The organism is Streptomyces sp. NPDC127092, assembly GCF_042722475.1.
GTDB lineage: Bacteria > Actinomycetota > Actinomycetes > Streptomycetales > Streptomycetaceae > Streptomyces.
This window is the reverse complement of the sequence record NZ_JBHXFE010000004.1, coordinates 66,984-82,049: the sequence shown is the minus strand read 5'-3', so window position 1 is coordinate 82,049 and position 15,066 is coordinate 66,984. Positions and strand designations below refer to the sequence as shown.

Sequence of the window (15,066 nt, the reverse complement as noted above, 5' to 3'; positions counted from 1 at the left end):
GGTCCGTCAGGCCTCCGGCGCCCGGACGGCTCGGAGGCGGGCGAACTCCCACGGATCGTGCGCGGAGAAGACCTCGACCTCGTCGCCGTGCTCGCGGACCAGCTCGCGCAGCCGGGCCTGGGTTCCGAGCCGCAGGTCGCGGTGGACCTCGGACCGGGTCTGGACGAGGTCCATCAGCGGGTGCGGCTCCTTCGCCGCCTCCATCTCGCGGTGGTAGTAGTACGCGTCGCCGCAGTGCAGCAGCCAGCGGTCGCCGTCCCGTACGGCGACGCCGGCGTGGCCCGCGGTGTGGCCGCCCAGCGGGACCAGCCGGAACGCGGACGGCAGGCCGTCGAGCCGTACCGACGTGAAGCCGAACCAGTCCTCGGTGGACGACGCCTCGTCCTCGGGGTCGTACGTGACCCAGCGGGGCTCGTGCGCCCAGTGGGCCGATCGGTAGCGGTGGCCGGGAGCGTCGGCGCGCGCGGCGGCCAGTTCGGGGGCGAGGAGGTGGACGCGGGCGGCGGGGAAGTCGGGCAGACCGCCGCAGTGGTCGACGTCGAGGTGGGTGAGGAGGATGTGGCGGACGTCGGCGGGGTCGTGACCGAGGCGGGCCACCTGGCGGACGGCCGTCTCCTCCTCGTCGAGCGCGGGCCCGGCCATGGCGATCCAGTCGGCGCCGAGGCTCGACTCCGGGTCGCGGACGTCACCGAGGCCGAGTCCGGTCTCGACCAGGACCAGGCCGTCGGCCTCGGTCTCCACGAGGAGGCAGTGGTTGACGGCGGGCGCGGGCGCGGGCCCTTCGTAGGTGGGGTCGATCGTGCGGACCGATCCGCAGTTGAGGTGATGGATCTTCATGCCGACTAGGCTGCGACTTGAACCGCGCTTCAAGTCAAGGAGGCAGGGATGGCAGGGATGCACGAGGCGCTGGAGGACCCGCAGGACGACTCGCGGGACGAGCCGCTGCTGGACATCGCCGAGGTCGCCCGCCGTTCCGGGCTGGCGCCCTCGGCGCTGCGCTACTACGAGAAGAAGGGCCTGATCACCGCCGACGGCCGCAACGGCCTGCGGCGCACCTACCGCCCCGAGGTCCTGGAGCGCCTGGCGCTGATCACGTGCGCGCGCGGCGCGGGACTCTCGATCGCGGAGATCCACCGCTTCGTGGTGGCGCGGCCGTCGGACGCGGACGTGCGGGCCCGGATGACCGCCAGGGCCGACGACCTCGACGAACAGATCGGCCGCCTGACCCGCCTGCGCGACAGCATGCGCCACGCGTCGGTCTGCGAGCACGAACCGATCGTCGACTGCCCGGACTTCAAGCGCGCGGTCGGCAACGTGGCGTCACCGCCTACGCAAGTGCCTGGGTGAGCGCACTGCGGCCCGCCGTGTGCACGAGCCGGCCGTGCGCCCCGTTGACGATCGGGCAGCCTCCTCGTGCCCCTAGGCGGGGTCGCCCATGGTGGCGACCATGACCGCCTTGATGGTGTGCATCCGGTTCTCGGCCTCGTCGAAGACGACCGAGTGGGCCGACTCGAAGACCTCGTCCGAGACCTCGAGTTCGGTGAGGCCGTGGCGCTCGTGGATCTCGCGGCCGACGGCGGTGCCGAGGTCGTGGAAGGCCGGCAGGCAGTGGAGGAACTTCACGTCCGGGTTGCCGGTGGCGCGGATCACGTCCATGGTCACGGCGTACGGGGCCAGGGCGGCGATGCGCTCGTCCCAGACCTCCTTGGGCTCGCCCATGGAGACCCACACGTCCGTGGCCACGAAGTCCGCGCCGCGCACGCCCTCGGCGACGTCCTCGGTCAGGGTGATCGTCGCGCCGCTGGTCTCGGCGAGGCGGTGCGCCTCGGCGACGAAGGACTCGGCCGGCCAGTACGCCTTCGGGGCGACGATGCGGACGTCCATGCCGAGCAGGGCGCCGGTGATCAGGTAGGAGTTGCCCATGTTGAAGCGGGCGTCGCCGAGGTAGGCGAAGACGACGCCGTCGAGCGGCTTGGCGCAGTGCTCGGTCATGGTGAGGACGTCGGCGAGCATCTGGGTCGGGTGCCAGTCGTCGGTCAGCCCGTTGAAGACCGGCACGCCGGCGAAGGCCGCCAGCTCCTCCACGGCCGCCTGGCTGTCACCGCGGTACTCGATCCCGTCGAACATCCGGCCGAGCACCCGGGCGGTGTCCTTGACCGACTCCTTGTGGCCGATCTGCGAGCCGGCCGGGTCGAGGTAGGTCGTCGAGGCGCCCTGGTCGGCGGCGGCGACCTCGAAGGCGCAGCGGGTCCGGGTCGAGGTCTTCTCGAAGATCAGCGCGATGTTCCGGCCGCGCAGCCGCTGCACCTCCGTGCCCGCCTTCTTGGCCGCCTTGAGCTCGGCGGCCAGGTCCACCAGGCCGCGGAACTCCTCGGCGGTGAAGTCCAGCTCCTTGAGGAAGTGGCGGCCGGTGAGGTCGGTGGCCATGAGGCCCTCCTGGGGGTGGGTACGGTCGGGGACGGGACGCCCGGGACGAGACCCTTGGAAGTATACGTAATTCCGAATTCTTATACAGCCCCCCGGGTCTGTGGGCCTCTCTGGGGCCCGCCATGGCGCTCCCTCCGGCCCGTCCCCTTACGCCGCCTCTACACCGCCTCTAGCCCGGCTCACACCGCCTCGCGCTCCACCGGACAGCTCATGCAGCGCGGGCCGCCCCTCCCTCGGCCCAGCTCGCTCCCCGGGATCTCGATCACCTCGATGCCCTGCTTGCGCAGGTGCGTGTTGGTGGTCACGTTGCGCTCGTACGCCACGACGACGCCCGGCTCCACCGCCAGCACGTTGCAGCCGTCGTCCCACTGCTCCCGCTCCGCCGCGTGGACGTCCTGCGTCGCGGTGAGGACCCGGATGTCCTGGAGCCCGAGCGCCGCGGCGATGGCGCTGTGCATCTGCTCCGGCGGATGGTCGGTGACCCGCAGGGACTGTCCCTCGTCGCCCGGCTCGATCGTGTACGAGCGGAGCATGCCGAGCCCCGCGTACTGGGTGAAGGTGTCCGCGTCCACCATCGTCATCACCGTGTCCAGGTGCATGAACGCGCGGCTCTTCGGCATGTCGAGGGCGACGATGGTGCGCGCCGAGCCCGCCGCGAACAGGCCCCGGGCCAGCATCTCCACGGCCTGCGGGGTGGTGCGCTCGCTCATGCCGATGAGGACGGCACCGTTGCCGATCACCAGCACGTCACCGCCCTCGATCGTCGACGGGTAGTCGGACTGCCCCTGCGACCAGTGGTGGAAGACGCCGGCCTCCGCGCCGGTGAACAGCGGGTGGTGCCGGTAGATCGCCTCGAAGTGGACGGTCTCGCGCTGCCGGGCCGGCCAGCGCATCGCGTTGATCGACACCCCGTCGTAGATCCAGGCGGAGGTGTCCCGGGTGAACAGGTGGTTCGGCAGCGGGCCGAGCACGAAGTCGTCGAGGTCGAGGGCGTGGAACCGCACCGACGTCGGCTCGCGGTGGCCCGCCAGGAACTCCCGCTTCGTCATTCCGCCGACCAGCGCCTCCGCCAGCGCCTCGGCGTCCATCGAGTCGAAGGCCGCGCGGAGGTGGTCGGCTGCGAGCGGTCCGTACTCCTTCTCGTGGAAGACCCGTTCGAGCACCAGCTTGCGGGCCGCGGGCAGTTCCAGGGTCTCGCGCAGGAGGTCGCCGAAGAGGTGCACGGCCACCCCGCGGTCACGGAGCACGTCGGCGAAGCCGTCGTGCTCCTGCCGGGCGCGGCGCACCCACAGCACGTCGTCGAAGAGGAGGGTGTCCTTGTTGGTCGGGGTGAGCCGCTTCAGCTCCAGATCCGGGCGGTGCAGGATGACGCGGCGCAGCCGCCCGGTCTCGGAATCGACATGGAATCCCATGCACCCATCCTGGCGGAGCGGAGCGGCGCGCGCGTGGTTCTCGGCGTGTCCCGTCAGGCCGACGCGACGATGACGACGACCAGGGTCACGAGCAGGACGAGGACGGTGCCGAGGAGGGCGAAGGTCAGCCACCCGTCCTTGGCGTGCCCCGAGCCCGAGGGGGCGGCGGGCACGGTCGTACGGGTCGTGGGCCCGTCGTCGGGGCGACGGGAGTCGGGGGCTGGGCGGGAGGGGGCCGGGACGCGGGCGCCTGAAGGGGGGCGAGTGTCTGAAGGGGGGCGAGTGTCTGAGGTGGTGCGGGGGGCTTCCGGGCGCGTGGCTTCCGGGCGGGGGTGTTCGCGGCTCGAGGTGCGCTGGGGCTGAGCGCCCGCGAGGTGCTGGGGGTCGTGACTCGGGGCGCGCTGTGGCTTGGGGCCGGCGGGGCGGGGTGCGGGGCTCCCGGGGTACGGGGGCTGGGTGCCCGGAGCGCCCTGGGGCTCGCGGGCCGGGGCGCGTTGCGGCCGGGGGCTCTCCGACCGGGCGGGCTCGGGGCCTGCCGCCGTGGGGCGGCGGCCCTCCGGGAGGGCGGCGAGGACGAGTTCCCGCCAAACGGGTTCCGGCAGCCCGGAGCCGCCGGCGACGATCGCACGGAACGCCGCCTGCATCGCCGGATCCGTCGTCGTCGCGAACCGGATGAGCACCTCGGCGAGCCGGGCCGGCGCCGCCTCGTCGGCGTTCCTGCCGGTGAGCAGCGGGCGGACCGCCCACTCGTGCAGGTCGGCCGCGTCGGCGGCGCGCCGCTCGGGGGCGACCCGTTCCTCGGGATGGCGGCGGATGACGAAGTACTCCTCGTCGATCACCAGGTCGCACAGCTGGCGCCTGAGCGGGCGGTCCCATCGGCGGATCCTGCGGCGGATCTCGGCGACCAGGAGCATCGTGACGCCGCGCGGGCGGCGCTCCCGGAGCGCGGCCAGCAGCTCCCCGTTCGTCGCCCGGGCCGCGGCGTCCCGGACGTCGTCGGGTACCCAGGACCGCGCGAGCCGCTCCTCCAGACCGCTGTGGCCCCGCCGTCCGCCGCCCCCGGGCCCGCGCCGGTTCCGCACCGGTCCGCCGAGGACGGAGCCGAGGCCGCCCCGCCCGGACCGCTGCCCGTCTCCCTCGGGCCGGGCCGCCGCCGCGGAGCCGTACGGGCTGGGGCCGACCGCCTCGGTGACGTGACCGTCCCAGCGGTCGTCCGGCTCCGCGGGTGGTGCGGCCTCCTCGGGCCGGGACGCATGACCGCGGCCGGCAGGTCCGCCGCCCAGCACCGGCGACCGGCCGGAGGAACCCGAGGAACCTGAGGAACCCGAGAAGCCCGACGAGCCGGAGAAGCCCGAGGAGCCGGGGGAACCCACGGAACCCGAGGAGCCCGACGAGCCCCACGAGTCCGAGAGGCCGGAGGAGCCGGAGGAGCCGGAGGAGCCGGAGGAGCCGGAGGAGCCGGAGGAGCCGGAGGAGCCGGAGGAGCCGGAGGAGCCGGAGGAGCCGGACAAACCCGACGAGCCCGAGGAGCCGGAGAAACCCGACGGGCCCGACGAGCCCGAGAAGCCCCGCAGGCCCGACGGGCCCGAAGGCCGGGCCGGCGGCGCGCCGGGGGCAGCCGGGCGGTCGCGGTCGCGGTCGCGGTCGCGCTCCCTTTCGCCGCCCCTGCCGCGGTCGTGGTCCAGGTCGCCGAGCGCCGTTCGGGCCAGGGCCAGCAGGGAGGCCTCGGGGTGCCGGCGGTGGGCGGCGCGGATCGCCAGGGCCACCGCGTACCTGCGGCTCTCGTCGTCCGCCACGTCCCGCAGGTGGTGGGCCACGAGCCCGGCGGCGACCGACTCCGCCTCGTCACCGAGGCGTTCGCGCGGGTCGGACCGCCGCCGGTCGGTGTTGCGGCTGGCCGCGCCCGCCCAGCGGCCGACGAACACGAAGCGCAGCTCGGGGAGTTCGGCCGTGTCGTGGGTGGCGAAGGTCCATCGCGGGACGACGACCTCGCCGAACAGGCCGTGGAGCCCCCACAGCACGGGCAGTGCCGAGTCGCCCCGCTCGTCCAGGAAGGTGAAGCGGTCGCCCGGCCGGCGCAGCAACTCGGCTGTCGCGCCCAGGAGTTCGTCCTCGGCTCGGGCGAGCCGGAAGTCCAGGGCGTGCAGTCCGTCGTCCGTCGCGTCGACCAGCACCGCTTCGGGCACGCGTTGCAGCGGCCCGCGCACCCGGGCGAGCTGCAGGCCCGCGCCCTCCCAGGTCCAGTCGTGCAGACCGAGGCAGACCGTCGGCTCCAGGAGCTCGGCGTGGCCGACGAGGGCGTGGCAGATGGTGGAGGCGCCGCCGCCCGGGTCGGTCCAGGGGATGCGGCGTATCAGCATGGCCCTCGTCCGGCCCTGCAGCCGGATCAGGGCGGGCCGCACCTCCTCGCCGCTCGCCCGCAGCGCCGTTCTCGCCCTGCGGAACATCGCCTCCGCCTCGTCCCGCCCGCCCGACCAGGCGACGGGCCCGAAGCCGGTGGTGCCGGAGTCGTTCGCGCCGTCCCAGCGGAACACGATCTGGTCGACCCGGTCGCCGGCGCCGCCGTCCGGCGTCGTCGGTCGTCCCGTCGGTCGTCCCGTCGGAGCCATCGGTCACTCCCTTCCTCGAAGCAGCCCGCACGCGGCGAAGACGGACAGCAGGGGTGCGAGCACCCGCCGCGGCCGGGCACCGTGCGGGAAGCGGTCGCCGCGGGCCTGCCCGCCGGTCGCGGCGACGAAGTGCAGGGTGCAGCGGGCGCAGTCGTCGAAGGGTCGCAGCCACGCGGGGCTCGCGTGGTGGTCCAGGAAGGCGTAGGCGTCCCGGCTCTCCGCCCTCTCGGCCGCCGCGTCGTAACGGGGCGGCAGCGCCCGCCCCAGCCAGCGGTCGACGGCCGGGTCGAAGCGCATCAGGTCGCTCTTGTTGACGGCGAGCGCGGCGGGCGCCGCGACATAGCCGTCGGCCGACCGGGGCAGCCGGTTGAGGACGGTGGTGAACGCCTCGTCGCCGAGGTCGCGGCGCGGCAGCCCGTAGCGCTCGCGGACCGGGTCGAGCGCCGGTGTCCGCAGCGCGCGCAGCGGGTCGAGCACGAAGACGAAGGCGTCCACGCCCATCAGGAAGCTGGTCACCGGCCCGTCCTGGGCGAGGTCCTCGCCCGCGAGGTCGAAGAAGACGACGGGGCGCGCGGTGCGGCCCGGAGCGGAGACGAGGAGTCCGTCGGCGAAGCGCGCGAAGGTCTGCTGACCGGTACGGCCCAGCTGTCTGCCCTGCTGGAGGCTCTGGACCCGCTCGCGCAGATAGGTGCGGTGGGCCTCGGGGTTGAGCGGCAGGCACTTCAGCCCGTACGGCTCGAGGCCGCCGAGCTCGACCTCGCCGAGCATCGCGGCCATGAGGTGGGTCTTGCCGACGGCGGAGCTGCCGACGAACGCGATGGAGAGCGGTTCGCCGTGGGTGAGGTAGGGGACGGGCAGTTCGTGCGCCTCGTCGCCCTCGCCGGTGTGCGGGCACAGGTGGTACGCGGTGCGCAGCAGGTCCTGGCGGTGGCCGGGGCGGTGCTCGGTGGACAGGTCGAGCGGGATGCGGTTGCCCTTGGCGTCGATGGTGACGAGCAGGTTCTCGTCGTACGTGACGGGGAGCAGGCAGTGCGGGCACATCCGCCCCGGTGGCGAGGGCGACCCGAGGGTCCCGGAGTCCGTGGTGCCCCGGCCTCCGGCGGCCGGCCCGTCGGGCGGGTCGCCGAAGAGCAGGGCGCGCAGGCCGCGCCGCTGGGGCGGCGGATCCGCCGGGTCGGGGCGGTCGTCGTCGTACGGCGGCGGGACGGCGGCCCTGCGGGCGAGTTCGGCGTCGTAGCGGGCCCGTCCGGCGGCGAGCGGGTCGGCGGTGCCGACGGCGTGGGCGAGCGGGTCCGGCAGCCGCAGCAGCCGCAGCAGCTCGGCGGGCGCGGGTCGGGCGGCGGCGGTCGCCGCGAAGAGTCCGCTCTGGGCGAGCGCGGCGAGCCACCGGTACTGCCCCAGGTCCTCCGGAGGACCGTCGGCCCGGTCGGGGCGGCCTGGCGGGCCGGGATGGCCGGAGAGCAGGAGGTACGCGATCCGGGCGAGCGACCAGAGGTCGTCGCGGGTGTCGGCGGTGCCGCGGCCCGCGCGCTGCTCCGGGGAGGCCCAGGGCGCGGTGCCGAAGGGCTCGCGTGCCTCGCCCGCGCGCAGCGCCGCGTACGGTTCGGACAGCCGTACGTGGCTGCCGTCCCACCGCACGGTGTCGGGTGCGAGCGCCCGGTGGACCAGGCCCAGCTCGTCCAGGAGCCGTACCGCCAGGGCGAGTTGCCCGACGATCCGCTGCTGCTCGTCGGCGCCGAGGCGGGGCAGGCAGTCGGTGAGCGGCGCTCCGGCGGCGCGCCGGTAGAGCACGAAGGGCTCGGCGCAGTCGAGGTCGAAGCCGACGACCCGGGTGAACAGTTCGGCGAACTTCTCGCCGCCGTAACGCCGTTCGACGGCGACGGCGGCGGACACCTCCCGTTCGAGGCGGGTGTACGCGTGCGGGTCGGCCTGGGCGGAGAGCGGCAGCCGGAACTGCGTGACGGGCCAGCCCGCGCCCAGGGTGACCGGGCGCGTCCTCAGCTGGGGCCGGCCCGCGGGTCGGGCGTCCTCGCCGTAGCGGACGGCGAAGCGGACCGGGCCCTCCTGCGGGGTGAGGAACTCCAGCTCCTCGTGGGCTCCTTCGGGTTCACGGACGGGTGGGGGCGGTACGGGGTCGGTCTGCCGGTCGGCGGTCATGGTGCTCCGTCCTCCTCTGCCAGGACCGTGTGCACGACGTCCGCGCGCAGCGGTACGAGGCGCAGCACGCCCGCGTGCCGGCCGGCGTCGGTCCACACCACGTCCTCGGCGGTGCCCCGCCAGATGTCGTCGCCGGTGGTGCCGCGGCGCATGGTCTCGGGCACGAAGCGGACCCGGCGGACGGCTCCGGGCTCGTGGGAGAGCAGCCGCAGGTGTTCGGGCCCGCACAGCGGAACGGTCAGGCGCGTGTCGTCGTCCGCGGCGAGCAGCCTGGCCACGCCGTCCGGTGCGACGCCGGTGAGCCGGGCCGCGTCGGGCCGTTCGCCGCGTTCCCGGCCGGGCGGCGGGGAGGCGGCGGCGTCCCGTTCCAGCCGGACGCGGGTCTCGTCGAGCAGCGCGGTCATGGGCGCGTCCAGGGGCAGTCGTCCGGCGTTGCCCGGGTCGCGTTCGACGCCGGCCCAGCAGCCGTCGAGGATCGCGGAGACGCCCTCGACCAGGTCGGTGACCAGGGTGTCGACGAGGGCTGGTCCCCCGTCGCCGTAGCGCCGCTCCAGCCAGCGCGGCACGGCGGCCGGGGCGGAAGCGGTGGCGGCCGCGGCGGTCGAGGCGGAGGCCGGGGCGGCGGGTGCCGAGGGGCGTGGCTCCTCCGCGCCCGGCCACGCGGCGCCGTCCTGCCAGGCGTCCGGTCCGGGGCGGGGTTCCGGTCCGGGGCGTGTGCCCGGGCCGTGGCGCGCGTCGGCACCCGGCCAGGCGTCGCCGCCGGGCGTCGGGTCCGCGTCGGGCCAGACCTCGCGGCCGGGCCACGTACCGCCGTCCTGCGACACGTCCGGTCCCGGTTGCATGCCCGGTCCTGACCTCGGGTCCGGTCCTGAGCGCGCGTCGGCGCTCCGCCAGGAGTGGTGGCCGGACGATGCGGCGTCGCCCCTCGACGCGTCCGCCCCCGACCGCGCTTCCGCGCCCGCGTGCGCGTCCGCGCCCGGCCAGGCGTGCTGGTCGGGCCACGCGACGTCGGCTCCGGCGCCGTCGAGGGGATCGCCGCCGTCGGACCAGTCGTCCCAGTCCCAGTCGCCGGCCCTGCCCGTGCCACCGGCCCGGCCGGTCCCGCCGGCCGGGCTGCCCGCGCCGCTCGTGCCGTACGGATCCGGGTTCCCGTACGGGTCGGGCACGGCCGGGCCGGCGTAGGCGTCGGCGGTCTTGGCGAGACCGCGGAGCAGCCTGGCCACCGCGCCGGCGCCGTCCGAGCAGTGGTGGCGCACGTCGGCGAAGAGCCAGTCGTGCACGGCGGCCGTGACGAGCAGCGCGTGGATCTCGTCGAGGGCGCGCCCGGCGTCCTCGGGATCCGCCCGCTCCCACCAGTCGTCCACGCCGAGGGTCCAGTCCCGCAGGGCGAGCAGCACGACGGCGGCGACCGCGACGGCCAGGGCGGTCGCGGCGGCCCAGAGCGGCGGGCCGAGGGCCTGGCCGACGGCCGCGCCGGCGCATCCGCCGACGAGGCCGCCGACGAGCCGTGGCCCCGAGCCCGTACTGCCTCCGCCGTCGAGGCGGCCGTCGGGCGAGCGGTTGGGGCGGCGGCGCAGCATCAGCAGCGCGAGAGCGGCGGCGAGCAGGCCGACGGCGGGGCCGAACGCCCAGCCGGCGCCCGGCCAGAGGCCCGCGAGCAGCGCGAGGACGCCGGTCACGAGCGCGGCGAAGGCCCGCGGGCCGCCGGCCAGGAACGGGTACCGGGCATCGAGCCTGGCGAGCCGGTCGGGTCCGCAGACGGCGTCGAGGGCGGCGCGCCGGGCGGCGCTGCCCGCCGGCGCGGAGCGGGCGGCGAGGGCCGCGAGCCGGGCCGCGACCGAACGCAGCGGCAGGCGGCGGCCGATGAGTTCCTGGGTGTGGTCGCGCAGCGCGGGGACGATGCCGGTGCGGGTGATCTCGCGTGGCATCTCGGGGAGTTGGATGCCCCGGTCGGCGAGGAGTGCGCGTTCCTCGACGGTCGGCCGGGTACCGCCGGCGAGGGCGAAGGCGTCGTCGACGGTGGCGCGGAACTCGCGCAGGGCGCCCGCGAGGCGTTCGACGTCCCCGGGCAGATCGGTGTCCCGGCCCGCCCTGGTGAGCAGCCCGGCCGGTCCCCGGACCCGCGCGTAGCCGTCGAGGGCGTCGTCGAGGGCGCGGCGGCAGGCGAGCAGCAGGGAACCGGCCCGGCCGTGCGCGGGCAGCCAGTCGTGTCCGGAGAGCGAGCCCGGCACCGCCTCGTCGAGGAGCAGGGCGAGTTCGCCGGGGACGGCGCCGGCGGTCGCGGCCACGGGGACGTCGGGGCCGGTCAGCGCCTCGACGGCCTGCCGCCAGGCGCGGGCACGGGCCTCGTCGCTGAGGTCGTGCTCCAGGATGCGCACGGCGGGCACGGCGACGCCGCCCGCGACCCGGCCGAGGGCCCGCAGCACGGCGTCGAACACCTCGGGCGTGGCCAGCACTTCGACCAGCGGGCGCAGGGCGGCGGCGTCCGGGCCGCGGAAGCCGTCGAGCAGCCACAGGACCCCGGCGGCGGGGGGCCGCAGGGTGAGGGTGCGGCGCAGGTTCCGCTCGCCGGGCGCGCCGACGGCCAGGCACACCACGTGGGCGGGGCCGTAGGAGGAGAGCCGCTCGTGGAGGAGCTGGTGGCCGACGAGCCGGTCGGCGTCGTCGACGACGAGGAAGCGCCGCTCGTCGGCGGCCTGCGGGACGGCGAGGGCGCGGCGGACCGCGTCCTCGGCGGCGTGGTGGTCCTCGGGGTCGTACGCCTCGGCGCGCAGGTCGAGGCAGACGGCGTGACCCGGCGCCGGCTGTTCGGGGACGACGCGTGGGCTCACTCCTCCTCACCGTCCATGTCCCACGGGTAGCCGCCGTCCATGGGCTCGGGCGAGGCGTCGGTGAAGGGCTCGGCGTCGGTCAGGGGCGAGGCGTCGGTGAAGGGCGCGGCGTCGGCAGCCGGCGAGGCGTCGGCCTGGGGCAAGGCGTCGGCAACGGGCGCGGGTACGGCCCGGGGCGGGGCCGGGGCCGCTGCGGGCGCGGACGGCGCGGACGGCGCGGGGATGAACGGGGTGGCCGGCGCGGCGGGTTCGGCGTAGGCCGCCGGGGTGGTGGGCGGATGCGCGTCCGGGACCGGAGGAGCCGGAGCCGGACCGTGGCCCGCGGGACCACGTCCTGCCGGACCGAGGCCCGACGGACCATGGCCTCCCGGGCCGTTGGCTGCCGGGGCGTGGCGCTCGTACAGTGCCCGCAGCGTCGGCCGGGTGGGCCGGCCCGCGCCCGCGAAGCGCATGTCGAGCGCCGCCGGGTAGGTGACCTCCCAGAAGTCCCGCAGCGGTGCCAGCCATTCGGCGTCCTCCTCCGCGTACTCCAGGGTCAGCTCGTCGAGCAGCGCCCGCTGCCGCGGCGCGATCTTCTCGACGAAGCGGACGAAGAGCGGCGAGGGTCCGACGGGCGTGTGGGCGAGTCCCTTCGGCAGGGCCTGCATCAGCCGGCCGCAGAACTCCTCGATGATCTGCCCCTCGTCGAGCAGTGCCCACCGCTCGTACGCCCGGAGCAGTCCCGCCCAGCTGGAGAGCGCGCCGTCGAAGTCCTCCAGGCGCAGCGACATGGTCGCGGACTCGCCCTCCTGGAGCCGGATGCGCACCAGGTGGGGCGACTCGTCGGGGCCTTCGGTGTGGATGTGGCCGTTCCACATCGCGCACAGCAGCCGGTGCAGGATGCGCCGCCGGTCCTCCTCGGTGGAGACCAGCCAGTCGTCCTGGTGGCCGAGCCGCTGCCGCCAGTGCAGGAAGTCCTCCTGGCCGCCGGAGTCCCGGGCCTCGGCCCAGAGGCTCAGAACGTTGCGGACCTCGGAGATGTCGGTGAGGTTCATGCCGCTGCGGAACAGGACCACGGTGATCGACTCGGTGTCGACCGCCCGGTACTCCTGGGCGGCGCGCGGCGGCAGGTTGAGCTCCTGGCGCAGGTAGTCGGAGGCCCGGCCGTCGGACTCGCTCGCCGGGTGCACGATGAGGATCTTCAGGGGGCCGCCGCCGTCCGGCGTGAAGCCGACCGGCAGCAGTCCGGCGAGCGCGGCGCGGAACTGGTCGAGCCAGCGCCCGTCGACCTTCGACTCGGCGGACTCGTCACCGGCGGCGGCGCGCAGCAGCAGGCCCATCGAGGGCAGCAGGGGGCGGGCGAAGCGGTCGTCGTTGGCCTCGCCGAACAGCTTCTTCACACGCCGCTCGACGACCTGCTTGATCTCCTTGACGGCGGCGCCGGGCGAGCGGCGCACGGCGTCGAGCGCGCTGCGCCACTCCTCGGGCCGGACGAGCCGCTCCAGCAGGCCGGCGGCGTCGGTGTTCTCCGGCAGGCCCTCGCTCTGCACGAGCCGGTCGAGGACGTCGTCGTAGAAGGCGCGCAGACTGTTCTGGGGCGGCAGGAGGTAGGAGACGCCGGTGCGGTCGTCGCGGTACAGCTCGCGCCGCCGGTCGGCGAACAGCTTGGCCTCGTCCTGCTCGTGGGCGCGCAGTCCCTTGGCGAGCTCGCCGAGCTCGTGGAGGACCTTGGTGAGCGGGGGCCGCCACTGGGCCTCGCCGGCCTGCCAGGCCCGGTGCCACAGGGACCTGGCGCGCCACTGGTACCAGGCCTCCTGACGGGCGAGCGCGTCCTGCACGTCCGGGTCGCTCCACTTGGCCGGTACGAGTCCGCCGGCGCCGCGCCTGACGTGCGGGATGGCCGGGGCGGAGGTCTGTACGTCCGGGGGCCGCTCGGGGTCGTTGCGCCGGTTGTCGAGCATGCCGGTGAAGCCGGCGGCGGCGACCCGGTCCGTGTGGCCGGGGTGCCCGTTCAGGACGGCCTCCACGTGGAACGGGCTGATGACGCCGAGGAGTTCGCGCACCGCCGTGCCGGGCTTGAAGTCCTCGGTGAGCCGGGGCACCTCGCGGGAGAGGTCCGCCTCCAGGCGGCGCAGGGCGTCCTCCATGTCGCCGAGGCGGTTGCGCAGCTCCTGGGTGATCGCGTTCCTGCCCTTGGGCAGCTGCTCGGGCAGCGGCACGTCGGGGGCCTCGCGGTTCCACAGCCGTCCGATGCCGGAGCGGGCGAACATCTCCTGGACGAGCTGCTTGTCCTCGGGCCGGTGGCGGCGGGCCTTCTCGCCGAGGCCGCGGACGGCCTGCGCGAGGAGCCGGGCGGCGACTATCTCGGCGAGGTCGTCGACGGGCACGGTGAGGGAGGCGGCGAGGCTGGTGGACATGCCGCGGTAGCCGATGCCGGTGCGGGCCGGGGTGGAGCGTTCGACGCTCTTGTTGATGAAGCTGGCGGCGAAGGACTGGTAGTCGTCCTCGGAGCGTCCTGCGCCGCTGTCCTCGCTGAGCTCGGTGCCGATCAGCGACATCACCATGGCGGTGATGGAGCGGCGCAGGTCCTCGGTGCCGATGACGGCGGGCTTGGAGAACAGGAAGGCGGTCTGGACCGTGGAGGGCCGCAGGGCGACCACGCCGTCGACCGGGTAGTGGACGCTGATCCGGCCGCGCTGTTCGACGTCGCCGACCACTTCGAGGGCGTCGGGCACGTTCTGGTCGTCGACGAGCCGGGAGAGGTCCACGAGGGCGCGGGCGGCGTTGAGTTCGGCCTCGCGTCCGCCGCCCGCCTCGGGCGGGAAGGCGGAGGGCATGACGACCAGCGGGTAGATCTTGACCCCGGGCACCTTTCCCTTGCGGAACTCGTGCCCGATGAGGTGGATGAAGTCGTAGAAGATGCCGGCGCCGGTGCCGCCGGCGACGGAGAACGCGACGAAGACGTCGCAGCCGCGGATGCGGCTGCCGCCCACGCGCTGGAGGTCGCCGGCCGCGTTCCCGATGGCGCCGATGGCCTCGCGCAGCTGGCGCAGGACCGGTTCGAGACCGGAGCGCATGGTCGCGAAGAGCGCGGCACGGCCGACGGTGGGCAGCTGGCCCGCGCCGTTGTGGAGCGGGGCGACGCGCGGCTGGCGGGCCTGCGGCGGCAGCCACAGCCGGGTCTCCTCGTGGAGCGCGACCCGCAGCATGCGGGTGACCTCGGGCGAGGAGTCGTAGTCGGTGGGCAGCAGGTCGCGGACCATCCGGGAGGTACGGGCGTACGCGGCGCTCTCGGCGCCCTTGGCCCGGAACTGGGGCTGGCGGGACAGCTCCGCCTCGCTGAAGTCCGCGTACACGAACTGCAGGCAGTCGGGCAGCTGGAAGGGCAGCCGTCGGCCGCCGTCGACGAGTTCGGTGCCGTCGGGGCCGCACAGCTCACGGCGCAGGCTGCGTTCGAGCTCGCTGCCGATGCGGCCGCCGGTGCCGCCGAGGCCCACGAACAGCATGGGCTGGTAGATCTTCATGTCGTCTCCCCTGAGGGCCCCGAGGACCCTTCTTCGTTCGTGCGTGGGGCGGTGGTGCGTGGGGTGTCTCGGTGCCTGCGATGTCGGTGCGTGCGATGTCGGTGCGTGCGATGTCGGTGCGTGGGGT

Annotated in this window: 8 protein-coding genes; 1 reads left to right on the top strand and 7 read right to left on the bottom strand. The window is 75.1% G+C overall.

Features of this window, described 5'->3' with window-relative positions; all coding sequences use genetic code 11:
• Positions 1-6 precede the first annotated feature (6 nt).
• Positions 7-837: an MBL fold metallo-hydrolase gene (locus tag ACFWJO_RS04735; RefSeq protein ID WP_386863382.1), complete on the bottom strand. Its 831-nt coding sequence runs from the start codon at positions 835-837 to the stop codon at positions 7-9.
• 48 nt (positions 838-885) lie between these two features.
• On the opposite strand from ACFWJO_RS04735, the gene ACFWJO_RS04730 reads away from it, so the two are divergent.
• The gene (locus ACFWJO_RS04730) at positions 886-1,347 is read left to right on the top strand and encodes a MerR family transcriptional regulator (protein WP_386863381.1); all 462 of its coding nucleotides are present in this window, start codon (positions 886-888) and stop codon (positions 1,345-1,347) included.
• Between the two features lie 72 nt (positions 1,348-1,419).
• On the opposite strand, the gene argF is transcribed toward ACFWJO_RS04730, so the two are convergent.
• From argF to ACFWJO_RS04700, 6 genes are all read right to left on the bottom strand, one after another.
• Positions 1,420-2,427 (bottom strand): ornithine carbamoyltransferase, encoded by a 1,008-nt coding sequence (gene argF, locus ACFWJO_RS04725; protein ID WP_386863380.1) that lies wholly within the window; start codon positions 2,425-2,427, stop codon positions 1,420-1,422.
• 179 nt (positions 2,428-2,606) lie between these two features.
• Positions 2,607-3,839: an arginine deiminase gene (locus ACFWJO_RS04720; protein WP_386863379.1), complete on the bottom strand. Its 1,233-nt coding sequence runs from the start codon at positions 3,837-3,839 to the stop codon at positions 2,607-2,609.
• Positions 3,840-3,892: 53 nt separating this feature from the next.
• A complete protein-coding gene (locus tag ACFWJO_RS04715) occupies positions 3,893-6,448 on the bottom strand; it encodes a hypothetical protein (protein WP_386863378.1) in 2,556 nt (851 codons plus the stop codon).
• A gap of 3 nt (positions 6,449-6,451) precedes the next feature.
• Complete coding sequence (locus ACFWJO_RS04710; RefSeq protein WP_386863377.1) at positions 6,452-8,605, bottom strand: hypothetical protein; 2,154 nt, start codon at positions 8,603-8,605, stop codon at positions 6,452-6,454.
• Positions 8,602-11,436, bottom strand: coding sequence for a hypothetical protein (locus tag ACFWJO_RS04705; RefSeq protein ID WP_386863376.1), 2,835 nt, complete (start codon positions 11,434-11,436; stop codon positions 8,602-8,604). Before ACFWJO_RS04705 ends, ACFWJO_RS04710 begins: the two co-directional genes overlap by 4 nt.
• Positions 11,433-14,939, bottom strand: a complete 3,507-nt coding sequence (locus ACFWJO_RS04700) for a tubulin-like doman-containing protein (protein WP_386863375.1) — start codon at positions 14,937-14,939, stop codon at positions 11,433-11,435. The genes ACFWJO_RS04705 and ACFWJO_RS04700 overlap by 4 nt, the downstream gene beginning before the upstream one ends.
• Between the last annotated feature and the right edge of the window lie 127 nt (positions 14,940-15,066).